The following is a 17,055-nucleotide window of genomic DNA, read 5'->3' on the forward strand; positions in this document are numbered from 1 at the left end:
AACAGCTCTAACAGACACCATGTCATCACTCCAATCTGAAATTTTGGCAAGAAAAAAGCAGTCAATCATAAGACTAACTGCTTTGTGTAGATATGAACTTATAAAATATTTAGTTTATGATATTGCAACATCATTTAATGTCCTCTGTGTTTTGCTTTTTTCTTTTGTTGCTTCAACTTAAACTTTTGTTCTGCGTCCATTTGCTTTTTATGTTTGGAATTAGATTTATATTCTTCTTTTTTTAATTCATGTTGTAATTTTAAAGCTTGTTGCGATTTTGTCCCAATTCCATTGTTCTGTAATTGTTTCTTTACATCTCTAAGAACTCTTTTAGGATTTTTCTTATCCTTTTTTACAATCGTTTCAACTTCTGGACTAAATTGTAAATCATAATAATGTTTCAACACAAATTCTTGAATATCGTAATCTTTTGGCTCTGCACCAAATGTTACCTTTGCTACGGAAAGTTTTCCATCACAAATTCTTTCAAAAACTCCAACCCAAAAAGGTTCTGCAAAATACACAGTCAATTTACATTTTATTGTCTTCATATCAATCCCTCCTTGTTTATTTCCAAACAAAGAACGGACAACCCGGAGGGGCAGGTTACTTACCCTATAAACATAGGACGGCTGGGCTACCTACCAGCTCTCACATAATAAAATGCTTTGCGTTTTTATCTTTGTCATTTTAGATAATCATTATTTGATTACCTTTCTTGAAAATTATACCATTCCTATATCAGCACTACAATAAAATTTTATGCACCGATAATCTTATTGAACAGCTCTAACAAACACCGTTTCATCACTCCAATCTGAAATTTAGGTATGAAAAAAGCAGTCAATCCTAAGACTAACTGCTTTGTTTATAGAGATATGAAATTGTGAAATAGAATTTGCCTATTTCAAATCAAAAAGAGAATTTTCATAGTCCTTTACATAGTATCGTATATTTTTACGCCCCTTTTGAATAATGGTATGTCCCTCTGCTTCTAATTTTTCTTTCTGTGCTTCAATACCATTTGGATATTTAGCATTTAATTCTCCGTTTGCTTTTAATGTTCTCCAATAGGGTGTTTCATCTTCGGAACGCTGATAACTCGCCCACGCTACAATAGAAACAAATATACCCGCTGTAATCGGCTCTGTAAAATCTGCACCACTCAATTTTGCAAAGTATTCTCGTATTTTTCCAACCGTAATCACTTTCCCATACGGAACTTTTTTAATTACTTTGTCATAGTCAATCGGGGGAGCAAAATACATTTTGTTTCCACCATATTTCTCAATACTTTTCTGGTCTATGATAATTTGAAATTTTGGCATATCCTTACTATCATGCAACATAGCATTAAAATCTTTTTTATCTTCATTTGCCATTTGTGCCACCTCCTACTTTAAGGATAGTCTGTTTCTTATTTCCATGCAATGAGGCTGTTTGAAAATTATTAACACTTTCAAATTTGTCGCTTTCTTCATATCCATATTATAACAGTTCCATATATCCGCCACAATAAAAATCAGCATACCCTTAGCATTTATGGAACAAAAATGCACACTTTTTCTCTCTTCCTCTTGATTACCCCACAACAGAAAAGAAAAAGCACTGTCAAGAGCATTGCCACCATTGGTGGTGCTTTGCACTCTTTACTGGGCTTTTTGTTTGCTGTATCTTCCATGCAAGAGGAAATTAAAGACCTCTGTTCCATTTCGCCTTTAGATAATCTTCATAGTCTGCTTCATTGAAGTCTACTTGTGGAGAAGTGTCGGGAATGTTGTTTCTGTTGTCTATATCCGCAAGCTAACGAAATATCCAATCATCATAAGGGTCATGGTATTTATACTCTTTGGGCTGTTCTCTGTATCGGTCTAACCCTCGCATTTCCTTATGTACTTTTATCATGCCTTCCAGTTTTTGACGCTGTATCAACTGCTTGATAGTGAAAATATAAGAAGATAGACCTAGATATGTGAGGTTTACCACAAAAGCAAAATGCCCGTAGAGCTGATAAAATAAGGCTTTGCGGACATTTAAGAAGATATAAAAAGATAGTCAAAAAGACATATATAATTTAAATTTAAATTTTTAAAAATATTTTTAAATACAAACTAAAAAATTGGAGATTTTTTACTCCGATTTTTTTATACTTTTAATTTTTTTTCTCCATTATAAACTTCATCTATAATGCAAGATCCCAAGCAAACTTCTCCATCATAAAAAACTGCAGCTTGACCTGGGGTTACAGCTTTTGTTTTGTCGTAGGTTATTTCTACTTTCCCATCATCTAAAATTTTCACATGAGATTTTATATCTTTTTGCCTGTACCTGAATTTACAGGTGCAATCAAATTCTTTTTTTAGTCCCTTTTTTGAAATTGATGATAAATTTGATCCTATTAATCTATTTGAAAATAATTTTTCGTTATTTTTTCCTTGGCAAACTATTAGTTCGTTTTTTTCTAAATCTTTTCCACAAACAAACCAAGCTTCTCCTTCTCCACCAATTCCAAGTCCTCTTCTTTGTCCAATTGTGTGATACATTAAACCATAGTGTTTTCCCATAATATTTCCATCAGTATCGACAATATTTCCTTCTTTTGCTGGAAGATAGTGGGATAAAAATTCATTAAAATTTCTTTCTCCTATAAAACAAATTCCAGTTGAATCTTTTTTATCAGCTGTTGCCAAATTATTTTCTTTAGCAATTTTTCTAACTTCTTTTTTATCAAGATCTCCTACTGGAAATAAAACATCTTTTATTTGATCTTGAGATAATTGTGAAAGAAAATATGTTTGGTCCTTGTTTGAATCAAGACCTCTTAGCATTTTGGTTTCATCATCTTCCCTATCAACTCTTGCATAATGACCTGTTGCAAGATAGTCTGCTCCCAAATCTTTTGCATAATCCAAAAAGGCCTTAAATTTTATTTCCTTATTACACATTATATCAGGATTTGGAGTTCTGCCCTTTTTATATTCATCGAGAAAATATGAAAACACCCTGTCATAATATTCTTTTTCAAAATTTATTGAATAATATGGAATTCCAATTTGATTGCAAACTTTAACTGCATCTTCGTAATCGACTTCTGCAGTACAAACTCCATTTTCATCTTCCTCGTCCCAATTTTTCATAAAAATTCCGCTTACATCATAACCTTCATTTTTTAATAAAAGGGCAGCAACAGATGAATCGACTCCACCACTTACACCAACGATAACTTTTATATCTTTTTTATCTTTCTTTTCCATCTATCCCCCTCAATTTTTTCAAAACTTCAAATGTATAGTCAATATCTTCTTTTGTATTTGTAAATCCAAAAGAAAATCTTACGGAATGTCTTGCTCTTTTTTCATCATACATATTTTTTATAACATTACTTGCTTCCACACTTCCTGCCCTACAAGCAGAACCAACAGAAATGCAAATTCCATTCATGTCCAAATATGTAAGAAGAAGTTCATTTTTAACTTTTGGAAAATATAAATTTAATATATGGTCAGTTGAATTTTCTAAACTCCCATTTATTTCATATAAGAAATTTGACTCTTTTAATTTTTCAACAAAATAAGATTTTAATTCTTTAATTTTTTCTCTTTCACCAATAGCTTTTGGGAAAGATTTTGCCATTGAATAAGCGCCCATTGTAAAAGAAGTTCCAGCACGCCTATCTTTTTCTTGCTCTCCTCCTTTAATAAAAGGCTTGATTTTTTTATTGCAATAAAGAACCCCAAAAGAATTTATCCCACCAATTTTGTGCCCTGAAAGAGAAAGAGAATTGCAATGAAGTTTTTCTACGTCAATATCAATATGGGAATAAGCTTGAACGCAATCTACATGAAAAAATACATTTTTGTCTTTTAAAAATTCTCCAATTTCATAAACTGGCTCAATTGCCCCTATTTCATTATTTACAAACATCAAAGAAACCAATTTTACATCATCTGTAAGTTTTTCTTTCAATTCATCAAGGGAAAAATATCCACTCTCATCAACATCAAGAAAAATTGTTTTTTCCTTATTTACAGTATTTAAAATAGAATCATGTTCAATTTTTGAAGTTATTACAAAATCATCCTTAAAATTTGACAAAATTGTATTATTTGCCTCACTTGCAGATGAAGTAAAAATTATATGGTTTGGATTTGCATTAATAGATTTTGCAATTTCCACCCTAGAATCTTCCAAAACTTTTTTTCCAGCCCTTCCCAAAGCGTGCAAAGAATCAGGATTTCCATCAAAATCATCCATATTTTCAAAAATATCTTTCAAGATTTCTTTTCTTTTTATTGATGTAGCTGCATAATCAAAATATATCATCAAAATTTCCTTATAATTTATAAAAGACCTAAAAATTTAGGTCTTAGTCGTCAAATTCTTCTTTTAAAATTTCTTTTAAAACTTCAGCTTCTTCCTTTGTAAAAGTAATTCCCTTGCTCATTCTTGTGTGATCTTCATTCCAATCTCTCAAATCATATTTAGGATCTCTATCGTTCCAAGAAACAAGATTCAATTCCTTTGTCCATCCTTTTGCATTTGTTGAAAGAACTCCCAAATTTTCTACTATATCATATTTTATTGCCATATAAACTCCTAACTATAATAATTTCTTGGCAAAAATCCAAGCAAAACATATTCAATCTCACTTGTCGCCATTTCCATTTTACGAATTCTGTTTTTTATTCTACCCTTTTGTTTTATAATCTCATCATCATCTAAATTTTTAATATCTTCTAAACTTTTAAGAAAATTTTGAATTTTCCTATCGTCAGTTTTATAGAAAAAATCACTTTCTTTAATTCTATCAATTTTTTCAACAAAATCATAGAGATTATGATCTCTCAATGAAACATAAGAATCAACAAAAATCCTATCAAGTTTTTCCTTATCATCATAGAATTGACTAAGATTTTCATATCCGGTCAAATAAAAATTTAATTCATACTCAGCCTTGATAAGACGAATTTTTAAATCCAACAAATTTTTTTGATTTTTAGTTAAATTATTTTCATCAATAAGATCCATATTATCCTCTCCTTTGAGTATAATATCATAGAATATTTTCTTCTACAAGGATTGTATTATAAAGTTTTTAAAAATCAATTCATAATTTTTATTATATCTTTTTATAAATTTTTCCAAAAGAAAAAACCTAGTTTAATCTAGGTTTGGTTTATCTAATAAATCAATGTGGCAATAACCGTTTGGATTTTTTTCTAAATAATCTTGATGGTAATCTTCGGCTTTTACGAAATTTTCTAATTTTTCGACTTGTATTTGGATTTTTCTTTCTTCATTTTTTTGTTTTTCTTGTAAAAATTTTTTTGCAAATTCTAAATCTTTTTCATCTTTTGAAAAGATTCCACTCCTATATTGACGTCCTATATCATTTCCTTGTTTATTTATTGAAAATGGATCGATTATATAATAAAAATATTCCAAAATTCTTTCTAATGATTCTTCTTTCCCATCGTAGCTTATTTCTACAGTTTCAGCATGGTCTGTTTGGTATAAATTTTCGTAAGTTGTTTTTTCACTATTTCCGTTTGCATATCCTACAAGGGTATCTTCTACTCCTTTTATGTCTTTAAAATATGCCTCAACTCCCCAAAAACATCCGCCTGCTAAATAAATTTTTTTCATTTTTTCTTTCTCCAATCATATCTTCTACTTGGCTTTCTAAATTTAAATCCTCTAAGTGATTTTGATAAAACTGATGCCAACAAAATTCCAAATGAAATTGCTGATGCAACTGCAAGGGTATCAAATAAATTTACAATGGCAAGTGATTTTTTTCCATCTACAAAATAAAAAAGTGTATTGTAAATCCCTTTTCCTGGTACTAAATTTATAATTCCTGGTACTATAAATAAAATTGCCGGCATGTGACATTTTCTTGCAAAAACTTCTCCAGAAATTCCTGTAAAATATGCTCCTGCAAGTGCTGGTAAAAATACTCCTTCAAAAAAATCTCCAACTATCATATAAATCAAAAATCCTATTGCTCCTGCAAGTGAGGACAATCCAATTGATCTTTTTGGGCAAGAAAAAAACATAGCAAAGCCTACGGCTGATAAATATGAAGATATAAAACCTATTATTAAATGCATATTTCCTCCTTAAAATAAAGTCATTGGGAAGGCAACGCCAATTGCTAGGGCAAGGGATACAAAAAATGACATGGCAAGTCCTGTTAGTCCACTTGTTGCATCGCCACTCATAAGATCTCTTATAGAATTTGTTAGCAAAAATCCTGGAACATAAGGCATCATCGATGAAACAATTACATTTGCCATATTAAATCCAAAAACAAATTTTCCTATAATATGGGCAAAAAGTGAAACCATAATTCCTGCTAAAAAATTTTCAATAAAATATCCGTACATTTTCTTTTCTATTTTTATAAAAAGAAGATATGTTAGTAAGGAAACAACAAAGGTTACTGGCAAATCCAAAAAATTTGGAGCTTTCGAATTTACTAACAAAGGAAAGGCTGTTGATGCAAGGGTTGCTCCTATTATTTTTAATTTTATGTCTGCTTTTGTAGTATTTTTTATATTATCAAGTTCCATCAAAGCCTGATCAAGATTTAATTCGTGATTACAAAATTTTCTAGAAAATGAATTAACCCTATCTACAACTATTAAATTATTTCCCCTATTTTTTACTCTTTTAACATTTGCATAAGTTTTGCCATCAACATTAAAGGAATACATTAAAGCATTAAATGTTGCAAAAACATCTATGTCGCTTGCTTCATAAATTGATCTTATTATTCTTTCGACTGTGTCTTCAACCCTATAAATTTCTGCTCCATTTTTTAACATCATAGCTCCCGCCCTTGATGTTATTTCAAGTAATTTATTTATATCATCTTCTTTATACATTTTATTATCCTTTTCAATGCAAAAGTAACTTTCCAAAATTGAAGGAAAGTTACTTAAAAAAATTTTACATATTTTTGTATTTATTTATATTATCTGATGAAAGAAAATCATAAGCATCGTTTATTTTTTGAAATTTTTCAGTTGCATTTGGATCTTGGCTTATGTCTGGATGATATTTTTTTGCAAGTTTCCTGTAGGCAAGTTTTATTTCATATTGGTCGCTTGTATATGGTACACCCAAAGTATCACAAGCTTTTTGATATTTTTCTTTAAAACCAAGGTCATTTACAAAGCTACCATTTTGATAAGAACCTGTATTGTATCCTCCGTTATAATTTCTTTCGTCAAAATCAAATCCCGAAAAATTAAAACCTTGAAAAAATTCCTCAAATCTTTGATTCATTTCTTCTTGTCTTCTTTGTCTTTCTTCTTCAGCTTGTCTTCTTCTTTCTCTTTCTTGGTCTAGCTTATATTTTTTTGCATAATCTGATAAATTATCAAATCCTTTTTTCTTTCCAGAAATTAAAGTATCAGCCTTATCGTACATCCATTCTATCAAAGTATAATTTCCATATCTCAAAAGAGAAATGAAAGATTTTCCTAGAAATGGAACTACTGCTATTATCAAAAAAATAGTAAAAAGTTCAGGCGGTATAGCTATAAAAAACAAAGGAAGTACAAATATTACTGAACATCCAATTAGCATTATAACTTGGCTTAAACCTTCAAAGACTGTAACTATTGCATTTAAAATATTTATTAAAAAATTAAATATTGAATTTAATACGCTTGCTAGTCCGTGGATAAATTTTCCAAATATTTTTTTCACGTTTTTTCTCCAATCTATCTTGATTATACCCAAGTTATTTTTATCTGTCTACTAGCCAAAAAGCTCCTCATTATTAGAATTATAAAGCTTATAATAAATTCCTTTTTTATCAAGCAAGTCTTTGTGATTTCCTCTTTCAACAATCCCATCTTCTGTTAAAACTAAAATTGAATCTGCATTTATAATTGTAGAAAGCCTGTGGGCAATTGTTAAAGTTGTTCTTCCCTTTGATAATTTTTCCAAAGAATCTTGAACTATAGCCTCACTTGTATTATCCAAAGATGAAGTCGCCTCATCCAAAATTAAAATTGGAGGATTTTTCAAAAATACTCTTGCAATAGAAATTCTTTGTTTTTGACCTCCAGAAAGTTTTACTCCTCTTTCTCCAACATAGGTGTCAAAGCCATCTGAAAGTTCCATAATAAAATCATAAGCTCCTGCAAGCTTACTTGCTCTTATTATTTCTTCATCACTGGCATCTTTTTTACCATAAGAAATATTTTCTTTAATTGTAGCTCCAAACAAATACACATCTTGTTGGACAATTCCAATATTATCTCTCAAAGAATCAAGAGTTAAATCATTTATATCTTTGCCATCGATTAATATTTTTCCCTTATTAATTTCATAAAATCTTGGAATAAGTTTTGTAATAGTAGTCTTGCCTGCTCCAGATGGTCCAACAAGAGCTACATTTTCTCCAACATTTATGTTAAAATTAATATCTTCCAAAATCCAAGAATCTTTTTCATCTTGGTCTGGATATTTAAAATAAGCGTGGTCAAAGGAAATTTCTCCCTTAACATCTGTAAGTTCTTTCGCATTTTCTTTATCAAAAATATCAGATTTCAAATTAATCACTTCATAAAATCTTTCAATTCCTGTAATTCCTTTTTGATATTGGTCTGTAAATTCTACAAGCCTGTTTACAGTTGCAATTATTGTATTTAAATATAAAACGAAAGCAACAAGATCTCCTGGACTCATTAAATTTTTTATTACAAAATTTCCTCCAATAATAATTAAAACCGCATACATACTTCCCGCAAATAATTGGTTAATCATATTATAAGATGCCATATTGTAATATTTTACTTTTTTAATATCTACAAACTTGTCGTTTCCCTTTTTAAATTTTTCTTTTTCTAAATTTTCATTTGCAAAAGATTTTACAACGTCTATTCCCAAAAGAGAATCCTCAATGCTTGCATTAATTTCTCCAATTTGTTTTTTCTCACTTTTAACAGATTTTGAAAAAGCTCTTCTTTTAATTCTTGCAGCATAAACCATAAGTGGAATTATTATATACAAAACTAAAGTCAAAGGAATATTTATAGTCATCAAAACTACAAAAGAAATCGTAAGTTTTATAAAACCGATAAAAAATTCTTCAGGGCAATGATGAGAAAATTCTGTAATATCAAATAAATCTGTTGTCATCCTACTCATAAGTTGCCCAATTTTTGTTTCATTGAAAAAAGCTGTTGACATTGTCAAAAAATGTTTGAAAATATCACGTCGCATATCTTTTTCAATGTGAGCTCCCATTATGTGTCCATAAGATTGCATAAAATATCTTCCACAAACTTCTACAAGTTTTGTAAGAGTATATATTAAAGTTAATTTTAAAATAATTGAATATGTTAGGCTAGAATTTGATGCGTGATCTGTAAGTGATGATAAAATAATTGGTAAAATCAATTCACAAACAGTTGTTAAAAATGCAGAAAATAAATCAATAGCCAAAATATTTTTGTAATCCTTGTAATAAGGAATAAATTTTTTAATTAATTCTTTATCAGAATAAGTTCTTTTTTCCATTTCTCCTCCTTATTAAAATTTTTATACTATAGTATTTTACTATTAATTTAAACTTATTCACTTGATTTTTTTAGATTAATTGTTAAAATATTAATAAAGACACATAAGGAGGAATAATGGCAAGAATAATTGAAAAAACAAATCTTAATGACTCAACCATTAAATTTGTTGTAAATTCTCCAGATATTGCAAAAAGAGCAAAACCTGGTCAATTTATAATTTTAAGGATAGATGAAAAAGGCGAAAGAGTTCCTTTTACAATTTCTGAAACTGATGATGAAAATGTAACAATAATTGTTCAAATTGTTGGTGGAACAACAATTAGAATGAACGAATTAAAAGCAGGCGATGGATTTTTAGATTTTGTTGGTCCTTTAGGAAAACCAACTGAACTTGACCAATATAAAGGAAAAAATGTTTGTGTAATTGGTGGAGGTTTGGGAACAGCTATTGCCTATCCTCAAGCAAAATATTTACATAAAATTGGAGCTCACACTGATGTAATAATGGGCTTCAAAAATAAAGACATAATAATTTTAGAAGATGAATTAAAAGAAGCTTCTGACAATTTATACATTACAACTGACGATGGATCTTATGGAAAACAAGGATTTGTTACTGAAGTTTTAAAAGAAAATATTGAAAATGGAAAAAAATATGACCTAGTTTTAGCCATAGGTCCAATGATTATGATGAAAAATACTGCCCTTGTAACAAAAGAATATGACATACCAACTATTGTTTCATTAAACTCAATTATGGTTGATGGAACTGGCATGTGCGGATGTTGTAGAATTACAGTTGGTGGCGAAATGAAATTTGCTTGTGTTGATGGTCCAGATTTTGATGCTTTTGAAGTTGATTTTGATGAAGCCATGAACAGAGGAAGAAATTACCAACAAGAAGAAAGAGAACACATTTGTAGACTAACAGGAGATATGAGAAATGGCAAAATTTAATATGAATAAACAAAAGGTTTCTATGCCTGAACAAGATCCAAATGTTAGAAACAAAAATTTTGAGGAAGTAGCTCTTGGTTATGATTTAGAAATGGCTCAAGAAGAAGCACTTAGATGTGTTCAATGTAAAAATAAACCTTGTATGGAAGGCTGTCCAGTTTCTGTAAGAATTCCAGAATTTATTCATCAAGTAGTTGAAGGAGATTTGGATAAAGCTTACGAAATTATTTCATCAACAAATAACCTTCCAGCAATTTGTGGTAGAGTTTGTCCACAAGAAAATCAATGTGAAGGAGTTTGTACAAGAGGAAAAAATGGAGAGCCTGTTGGAATTGGTCGTCTTGAAAGATTTGTAGCAGACTATCACATGAATAAAGAATATAATAAACCAACAGAAGTTACAGGACAAAATAAAAAAGTTGCCATTGTTGGATCTGGTCCTTCTGGACTTTCCTGTGCGGCTGACCTTGCAAAATTAGGTTATGAAGTTGTAATGTTTGAAGCTTTCCATACAGCAGGTGGAGTTTTGATGTATGGAATTCCAGAATTTAGGTTACCAAAAACTTTGGTTCAAAAAGAATTGAAAAATGTAATTGGTCTTGGTGTAAAACTTCAAAGAAATACAATAATTGGAAGAACAAAAACAATTAATGAATTATTTGAAGAAGGATTTGAAGCAGTTTATGTTTCAACCGGAGCAGGTCTTCCAAAATTTTTAGGAATTGAAGGAGAAAATTTAAACGGAGTTTATTCAGCAAATGAATTTTTAACAAGAATGAATTTGATGAAAGCTTATAAATTCCCAGAATATGATACACCAGTTCATATAGGAAAAAAAGTTTGTGTAGTTGGTGGTGGAAACGTAGCAATGGATGCGGCAAGAAGTGCTAAAAGAATGGGCGCTGATGTAACTGTTGTTTATAGAAGAAGTTTTGAAGAAATGCCAGCAAGAGCTGAAGAAAGTCACCACGCAAAAGAAGAAGGAATTAACTTTATGAACCTCCATAATCCTGTAGAAATTGAAGGAGAAAATGGTTGGGTTAAAAAAGTTAAATTAGAAGTAATGGAATTGGGAGAAGAAGATAAATCTGGAAGAAGACGTCCTGTTCCAACTGGAAAATATGAAGAAGTTGATTTTGATTCTGTAATTGTTTCAATAGGACAATCTCCAAATCCACTTATTAAACAAACAAATGATGATATAAATACTGAATCTTGGGGTGGAATTATAATTGACGATTCTACAATGACAAGTAAGGATGGAGTTTTTGCAGGAGGAGATGCCGTAAGTGGTGCTGCAACTGTAATTCTTGCAATGGGAGCTGGTAAAAAAGCAGCTGAAAATATTGATAAATATATAAAAAATAAAGCAAAATAAATTTAAACCTAGCTTATGATGAAATCTTAAAATCCAAATTAAATTTTTAATTTTACATCATCTCTAGATATTTTAATTTTAAAATTTTTTAAGATATTTTAGAAAAAATAAAAATCCGATTCACAGATTATTTATCGTGTAATCGGATTTTTATTTTATATTTTATTTGATTTTTTCGATTATTCTTGATTTTGTTTCGAAATTATCACTTGTTCCTGTTATTGATTTATTTTCTTTTGCTATTTTTGACATTTGGTCTAGAATTTCGCTAATTTCTGTTACATCTTCTGATTTATCAGCTAATTTATCTATTCCTTTTGTCTTGTAATCGCTAAGTCCTTCTTTGAATTTTCCAAATGATGAAACATATTCGTCACTTCCATTTTTAAGTTGACCTGTGGAATTGCTCAATTTGTTAATTCCATTATCTAATTGTTTGATTCCATTTGCCATTGGATTTATTGCTGTTTCATTTATATTTGCAAGTTGTGAAAGAGCTTTTGATCTTTCTTGGAATTGTTTTAATCCACTAGAAAGAGATGCTGATCCATTTCTTAATTCTTCTGAATTTGAATCTAGCTTACTAATTGCATTAGAAAGTTTATTAACTCCATCTTGGTTTTGTTGGGTGCCATTTTTTAATTTTTCTGATCCAGCTTTAATTTGTTTTGTTGACTCATCAAGCATTACTACTGATTCTTGTAATTTTTTAATATTACTCTTTGACAAAGCTTCGCCTATTTTTTTGCTTCCTTGTGCAAGCTTTTGTGATGATGTTTGTATTTTTGTTTTTGAATCATTTAATTTAGTGTTTACTTGGGATAATCCATCATTTACTTGTCCAATTGATGTTGTAAGCTCTGATGAGCCATTAGCAACTTGTCCAAGTCCAGCTTTTATTGCAGCATTTGCTTGGCTATTTGCACTTAATGAGGCTATATCATTATTTAGCCCTTGTTTTACTGCTTTTAAATTTTCAATCTCTGCTGATAGTGAGCCATCTTCATTTTTTGCTTGTAAATTTGCTATAACTTGGTCAATTGAACTTGCTTGAGCATTTATATTTTGAATAGATGAATCAACACTTGGCACATTTTGAGCACTGTTATTTAAATTATTTATTCCTTGATTTAATGTTTTTGAAGATTCTTCAATTTTTAAAAGTCCCCCACTTAATTGATTAACGCTATCTGCAAACGGACTAATTCCTTTTGACAATTCTTCAAGTCCATTTGATAATTGATTCATTGAATCTGTCAATTTTCCTATGTCATCTCCGTTTGTTGCTTGTAACAAACTATTTCTTAGGCTTGTTGTTCCTTTATTTAATTTTAAAAGTGATGAATCTAATTCGCTTGCTCCATTATTTAAACTTACAGAGCCTTCTTGTAATTTTGCCATATTATTATTTATTTGTCCAACAGCCATTGTGTATTGGTTTACTCCTGTATAAAGTTTTGAGCCACCGTTATTTAGTTGGTTTACTGCTGAATTTACTGTTTGAATTTTGCCTGGCAAACTTGAAAAAGCATTTGATAATTGGTCAAATGAGCTTACTATTTTGTTTGAGCCTTGGGATAACTTTTCTGCTCCTTCATTTAATTTTCCAATTCCATCATTTAATTTTTTGCTTCCTTCATCTAATTTGTTTGAACCATCAACAAGTTTTGCTGCATTTTCTTCTAATTCATTTATTCCATTTTTCAATTCATCTAAAGAATCAAGTTTTGCATCTTCTTGGAAAAATTCATTAGTTATAAGTGCATACACCTCTGTTGGTTCATAATCTTTAACATCCATTTCCATTTCTACTTTATCTTTAAAATTATCAAGTTTATCTGCCTCAATAATTCCTTGGAAATTTTCTTTAAGTCCTGGTGTCAAAATTGCTGCAACTATTTCATTTTTTCCATCTTTTACAAGTTTTCCATCTTTTGTTGTAAGATTTTTTACCTTATCTGAATTGAAATTTATTTCTGCAAGGGCAAGATATGGAGAATATATCTCTTTATTTTCCCCATCAATTTTTGCCTTTGTTTTTTTCTTGTTTACAGCTTCAATTTGGATTTTTAAATGTCCAGATTTTCCTTTTAATTTATCAAAAGTCATTTCCTTTCCATCTAAAAAATATTTTACATTTATATCAACTGGCAAATCTTCATTTGTTTTTCCTTGATAGTAAATATCTTTGCTGTCTTCATTCCAATTTATATATCCATTATCTAAATTTACTTTTTTGTCTGTTTTTAAATTTTTAATTTCTTTTAAATTGGTTTTATCTTTTACTTTGATATTATTATCGGAATTTATCCAAATTGAACCAGTTTTATCTTTTATTTTATCAGCTTCTTTTGTAACATATATTGTCTCATTTTTTCTAACGTTTAAATCTTTGGCATAAGCCACATTTGTCATCAATAATGAACTTGCTAGAACTAATGAGAATCCTTTCATTAATTTATTTTTCATATTTTCCTCCTAATTTAATCCTTTTGTTGTCTTTTTAATAAATGGAAATGCTATTTTTATTATGGCTGGAAGGAATAATATTATTGCAAGCATACTTATTATTGCTCCTCTTGCCAAAAACATACAAATCGTTGAAACAATTTCCATTTTTGAATATAAACCAACTCCAACAGTTGCTGCCATAAATGACAAAGCAGATGTTACAATTGATTTTGATGTTTCTTTTACTGTCAATTTTAAAGACATATCCACATCTTTAGTTTCTTTATATTCTCCAATAAACCTATCCATCATAAGAATTGAATAATCTATGGTTGATCCTAATTGAACTACTCCAATAATTATTGATGTTACGAAAGGAATAGTTTGACCTAAATAAAATGGAATTCCCATATTTATTTGAATAGCAAGCTCAATTACTGCAATTAAAACCACAGGAATAGCAAATGATTTAAACACTATTGCAATTATTAGAAAAACTATAATAATTGATGCAATATTTACCATTTTAAAATCCCTATCTGATAAAATAGTAAGGTCTTTTGTTAAAACAGCTTCTCCTGTTAAATATCCATTTTTATCATGTTCTTTTACAATTTTATTTATTTTATCTACTTGATTATTTACCTTGTCAGATGCTGTTTGATATTTTGAATTTATCATAATCATTTGATAGCCATTTTTATTAAAATTATCTTTTATTTTATCTGGCAATACGCTATCTGGTAAGGTAAGTCCTGTAAATGAATTCAAACTTAAAACACTATTTACTCCGTCAACATCTTTTAATTCATCAACAAGTCCATTTACATTTTTTTTGCTTAATTTATCATCAACAACTACAAAATGTGTAGAAGCCATATTAAAATCTTTTTTCATTTTATTTAAAGCAACAATTGAATCCAAATCTTGTGGCAAAGACCTATCAAGATTGTAATAAAGATCTGCGTTTCTTGCCCCATATATAGCAGGAATAAACAAAATCAAAAATGCAATAAATAATCCATTTTTATGACCTAGTACAAAATTTGATGTCTTGTCGAATGATGGTAAAAATATTCTATGATTAAATCTTGCAACTATTTTTTCTGCAATCAAAATCATTGGTGGTAGAACTACAACAGTTGAAATTAGTCCCAATAAAACACCCTTACTCATAACAAGACCTATATCTTTTCCAAGTCCTAAACGCATTATAATTAATACAATAAATCCTGCAAAAGTTGTAAGCGATGATGCAAAAATTGATGATACAGTTTTTTGAATAGCTATATCCATTGCGTCATTTTTATCTTCATTGCTCTTTTTTTCTTCGACATATCTATGATATAAAAATATAGAATAGTCTGTAGTTACAGCAAGTTGTAAAACAGCTGCAATAGCTTTTGTTATATAAGAAATTTCTCCCAAAAATAAATTTGTACCAAAGTTATATAAAATTGCATATCCAATATTCAAAATAAATAAAAATGGTATGATAGTTGATTCATTTGTAAGAGATAAAATAATCAAAGCCAAAGCTACTGCCAAGGCAACATAAATTGGCGTTTCGTGATCTATTAAATCTTTTGTATCCTTTACAAGTGAACTCATACCACTTAAAAATTTCTCCTTGGATTCTATTTTTTTAATATTTTCAATAGCTTTCATAGTCTTAAAAGATGATGAGCTTTCTTTAAATTTAACCATAAGCAAAGTACAATCCTTAGAATAAAAAATATCTTTTATCTCATCAGGTAAAAACTCATTTGGAATGCTATCTCCAACAATTGATGATTTTGAAATTACATCTTCTACACCATCAACCTTTAAAATTTCATTTTTAACTTTATCAGCATCATAATCATCGCCTTTCAAAAGAAGCATGCCCGTGGCAGCATTTTTAAAATCTTTATCAAGAATTTCTTGCCCTTGAGTTGATTCTAAGTCAGCAGGCAAATATGACAAAATATCATAATTTACACCAGTATTCTTGTATCCAAACCAAGCAGGTATTAATAATAAAGTCATTATTAATAAAACAAGTCTAGGATGATGCGAAATAAATTTCGTTATTTTTTTCATTTATTCTCTCCTATTCTATCGAAAATTTTTCTAATAATAGCAAATAAAACTGGTTTCATTTCATCAATTGATAAAATTGATTCTTCTAATACAGCACTTTTACAAGTAGACATCATAATTTCAAGAGTTAGAGAAAGTATATAAAGTTTTTGCGACTCCGTATGATTTGTTAAAAATAGATTATCATATTTATTTAAAATATATTTTAAAGTCGAATCTGCCTCGCTAAGCCCATAATCATTTTCAATTTTTGTATAAAGAGTCCAAGTAATATTTTTGCTCAAAAGATCTAGCTCAAAAGGATGAGCAATCAAATAATCAATTATATAGTTTACAAAAGAAATATATCTTTCAATTGGATCAGTTTCCTTGCACATTTTTTCAGCATTTAAAATAATCTGTGTACCAATATTTAAAACCATTTTTTCTTCCAAATCATTTTTATCTGTGTAATACAAATAAAAAGTACCCAAACCATATCCAGCTTCTGTCATAATATCTCTAACAGAAGTTTTTTCAGCACCTTTTTCTTGAAAAATTTTCAGGGCTGCATTCATAATTTTTTCTTTTTTATTTTCTACATCACTCATAAATTAATCTACTCCTATATAATAATATAAAATGAACACCGTTCATTCGTTGCTA

The 17,055-nt window shown here is 29.3% G+C and carries 16 protein-coding genes and 1 pseudogene; 2 read left to right on the plus strand and 15 right to left on the minus strand.

All coding sequences use genetic code 11. From position 1 onward, the window contains the following. Positions 1-134 precede the first annotated feature (134 nt). The 12 genes and pseudogenes from HMPREF2782_RS04875 to HMPREF2782_RS04930 all read right to left on the minus strand — a co-directional run bounded on the left by HMPREF2782_RS04875 (position 135) and on the right by HMPREF2782_RS04930 (position 9,540). Positions 135-551, minus strand: a complete 417-nt coding sequence (locus tag HMPREF2782_RS04875; RefSeq protein WP_070641291.1) for a YjdF family protein — start codon at positions 549-551, stop codon at positions 135-137. 351 nt (positions 552-902) lie between these two features. Then, the gene (locus HMPREF2782_RS04880) at positions 903-1,382 is read right to left on the minus strand and encodes an MGMT family protein (protein WP_070641293.1); all 480 of its coding nucleotides are present in this window, start codon (positions 1,380-1,382) and stop codon (positions 903-905) included. 310 nt (positions 1,383-1,692) lie between these two features. Next, positions 1,693-1,950 (minus strand): annotated as a pseudogene (locus tag HMPREF2782_RS09685) (transcriptional regulator); the annotation flags it as partial. Positions 1,951-2,144: 194 nt separating this feature from the next. After that, a complete protein-coding gene (mnmA, locus tag HMPREF2782_RS04890; RefSeq protein WP_070641298.1) occupies positions 2,145-3,254 on the minus strand; it encodes a tRNA 2-thiouridine(34) synthase MnmA in 1,110 nt (369 codons plus the stop codon). Next, complete coding sequence (locus HMPREF2782_RS04895) at positions 3,238-4,323, minus strand: cysteine desulfurase family protein (protein WP_070641300.1); 1,086 nt, start codon at positions 4,321-4,323, stop codon at positions 3,238-3,240. The genes mnmA and HMPREF2782_RS04895 overlap by 17 nt, the downstream gene beginning before the upstream one ends. 43 nt (positions 4,324-4,366) lie before the next feature. Beyond that, entirely contained in the window at positions 4,367-4,588 is a 222-nt protein-coding gene (locus tag HMPREF2782_RS04900; RefSeq protein WP_004838352.1) for a YdbC family protein, read from the minus strand. A gap of 8 nt (positions 4,589-4,596) precedes the next feature. After that, positions 4,597-5,028, minus strand: coding sequence for a hypothetical protein (locus HMPREF2782_RS04905; protein ID WP_070641301.1), 432 nt, complete (start codon positions 5,026-5,028; stop codon positions 4,597-4,599). Positions 5,029-5,160: 132 nt separating this feature from the next. Next, positions 5,161-5,646, minus strand: a complete 486-nt coding sequence (gene msrA, locus HMPREF2782_RS04910) for a peptide-methionine (S)-S-oxide reductase MsrA (RefSeq protein WP_070641304.1) — start codon at positions 5,644-5,646, stop codon at positions 5,161-5,163. Continuing rightward, positions 5,643-6,113: a threonine/serine exporter family protein gene (locus tag HMPREF2782_RS04915; protein WP_019118054.1), complete on the minus strand. Its 471-nt coding sequence runs from the start codon at positions 6,111-6,113 to the stop codon at positions 5,643-5,645. The genes msrA and HMPREF2782_RS04915 overlap by 4 nt, the downstream gene beginning before the upstream one ends. A 9-nt stretch (positions 6,114-6,122) precedes the next feature. Continuing rightward, positions 6,123-6,890, minus strand: coding sequence for a threonine/serine exporter family protein (locus HMPREF2782_RS04920; RefSeq protein ID WP_070641306.1), 768 nt, complete (start codon positions 6,888-6,890; stop codon positions 6,123-6,125). A gap of 64 nt (positions 6,891-6,954) precedes the next feature. Beyond that, on the minus strand, positions 6,955-7,719 hold the full coding sequence (locus HMPREF2782_RS04925) for a J domain-containing protein (RefSeq protein WP_070641307.1): 765 nt from the start codon (positions 7,717-7,719) through the stop codon (positions 6,955-6,957). Between the two features lie 51 nt (positions 7,720-7,770). Then, positions 7,771-9,540, minus strand: coding sequence for an ABC transporter ATP-binding protein (locus HMPREF2782_RS04930; RefSeq protein WP_070641309.1), 1,770 nt, complete (start codon positions 9,538-9,540; stop codon positions 7,771-7,773). 116 nt (positions 9,541-9,656) lie between these two features. On the opposite strand from HMPREF2782_RS04930, the gene HMPREF2782_RS04935 reads away from it, so the two are divergent. Further along, positions 9,657-10,499, plus strand: coding sequence for a sulfide/dihydroorotate dehydrogenase-like FAD/NAD-binding protein (locus tag HMPREF2782_RS04935; RefSeq protein WP_070641311.1), 843 nt, complete (start codon positions 9,657-9,659; stop codon positions 10,497-10,499). Then, complete coding sequence (gene gltA, locus HMPREF2782_RS04940) at positions 10,486-11,877, plus strand: NADPH-dependent glutamate synthase (RefSeq protein ID WP_070641313.1); 1,392 nt, start codon at positions 10,486-10,488, stop codon at positions 11,875-11,877. The genes HMPREF2782_RS04935 and gltA overlap by 14 nt, the downstream gene beginning before the upstream one ends. A 162-nt stretch (positions 11,878-12,039) precedes the next feature. Here the strand turns inward: gltA and HMPREF2782_RS04945 are convergent, their stop codons facing one another. From HMPREF2782_RS04945 to HMPREF2782_RS04955, 3 genes are read right to left on the minus strand one after another with little or no spacing between them, the layout of a single operon-like run. Then, positions 12,040-14,346 (minus strand): YhgE/Pip domain-containing protein, encoded by a 2,307-nt coding sequence (locus HMPREF2782_RS04945; RefSeq protein ID WP_070641315.1) that lies wholly within the window; start codon positions 14,344-14,346, stop codon positions 12,040-12,042. A gap of 9 nt (positions 14,347-14,355) precedes the next feature. Then, positions 14,356-16,410 carry an efflux RND transporter permease subunit gene (locus HMPREF2782_RS04950; RefSeq protein WP_070641318.1) on the minus strand — a complete coding sequence of 685 codons (2,055 nt, stop codon included), beginning with the start codon at positions 16,408-16,410 and terminating at the stop codon, positions 14,356-14,358. Continuing rightward, positions 16,407-17,000, minus strand: a complete 594-nt coding sequence (locus HMPREF2782_RS04955; RefSeq protein ID WP_070641320.1) for a TetR/AcrR family transcriptional regulator — start codon at positions 16,998-17,000, stop codon at positions 16,407-16,409. The genes HMPREF2782_RS04950 and HMPREF2782_RS04955 overlap by 4 nt, the downstream gene beginning before the upstream one ends. Positions 17,001-17,055 lie beyond the last annotated feature (55 nt).

This window comes from Anaerococcus sp. HMSC068A02 (genome assembly GCF_001811125.1).
GTDB classification, from domain to species: domain Bacteria; phylum Bacillota; class Clostridia; order Tissierellales; family Peptoniphilaceae; genus Anaerococcus; species Anaerococcus vaginalis_C.

What these genes read in the sequence shown, in the direction of transcription:
- HMPREF2782_RS04875 (WP_070641291.1), bottom strand. Translation starts at nt 551, where the DNA reads ATGAAGACAATAAAATGTAAATTGACTGTGTATTTTGCAGAACCTTTT.
- HMPREF2782_RS04880 (WP_070641293.1), bottom strand. Translation starts at nt 1,382, where the DNA reads ATGGCAAATGAAGATAAAAAAGATTTTAATGCTATGTTGCATGATAGT.
- mnmA (WP_070641298.1), bottom strand. Translation starts at nt 3,254, where the DNA reads ATGGAAAAGAAAGATAAAAAAGATATAAAAGTTATCGTTGGTGTAAGT.
- HMPREF2782_RS04895 (WP_070641300.1), bottom strand. Translation starts at nt 4,323, where the DNA reads ATGATATATTTTGATTATGCAGCTACATCAATAAAAAGAAAAGAAATC.
- HMPREF2782_RS04900 (WP_004838352.1), bottom strand. Translation starts at nt 4,588, where the DNA reads ATGGCAATAAAATATGATATAGTAGAAAATTTGGGAGTTCTTTCAACA.
- HMPREF2782_RS04905 (WP_070641301.1), bottom strand. Translation starts at nt 5,028, where the DNA reads ATGGATCTTATTGATGAAAATAATTTAACTAAAAATCAAAAAAATTTG.
- msrA (WP_070641304.1), bottom strand. Translation starts at nt 5,646, where the DNA reads ATGAAAAAAATTTATTTAGCAGGCGGATGTTTTTGGGGAGTTGAGGCA.
- HMPREF2782_RS04915 (WP_019118054.1), bottom strand. Translation starts at nt 6,113, where the DNA reads ATGCATTTAATAATAGGTTTTATATCTTCATATTTATCAGCCGTAGGC.
- HMPREF2782_RS04920 (WP_070641306.1), bottom strand. Translation starts at nt 6,890, where the DNA reads ATGTATAAAGAAGATGATATAAATAAATTACTTGAAATAACATCAAGG.
- HMPREF2782_RS04930 (WP_070641309.1), bottom strand. Translation starts at nt 9,540, where the DNA reads ATGGAAAAAAGAACTTATTCTGATAAAGAATTAATTAAAAAATTTATT.
- HMPREF2782_RS04935 (WP_070641311.1), top strand. Translation starts at nt 9,657, where the DNA reads ATGGCAAGAATAATTGAAAAAACAAATCTTAATGACTCAACCATTAAA.
- gltA (WP_070641313.1), top strand. Translation starts at nt 10,486, where the DNA reads ATGGCAAAATTTAATATGAATAAACAAAAGGTTTCTATGCCTGAACAA.
- HMPREF2782_RS04945 (WP_070641315.1), bottom strand. Translation starts at nt 14,346, where the DNA reads ATGAAAAATAAATTAATGAAAGGATTCTCATTAGTTCTAGCAAGTTCA.
- HMPREF2782_RS04950 (WP_070641318.1), bottom strand. Translation starts at nt 16,410, where the DNA reads ATGAAAAAAATAACGAAATTTATTTCGCATCATCCTAGACTTGTTTTA.
- HMPREF2782_RS04955 (WP_070641320.1), bottom strand. Translation starts at nt 17,000, where the DNA reads ATGAGTGATGTAGAAAATAAAAAAGAAAAAATTATGAATGCAGCCCTG.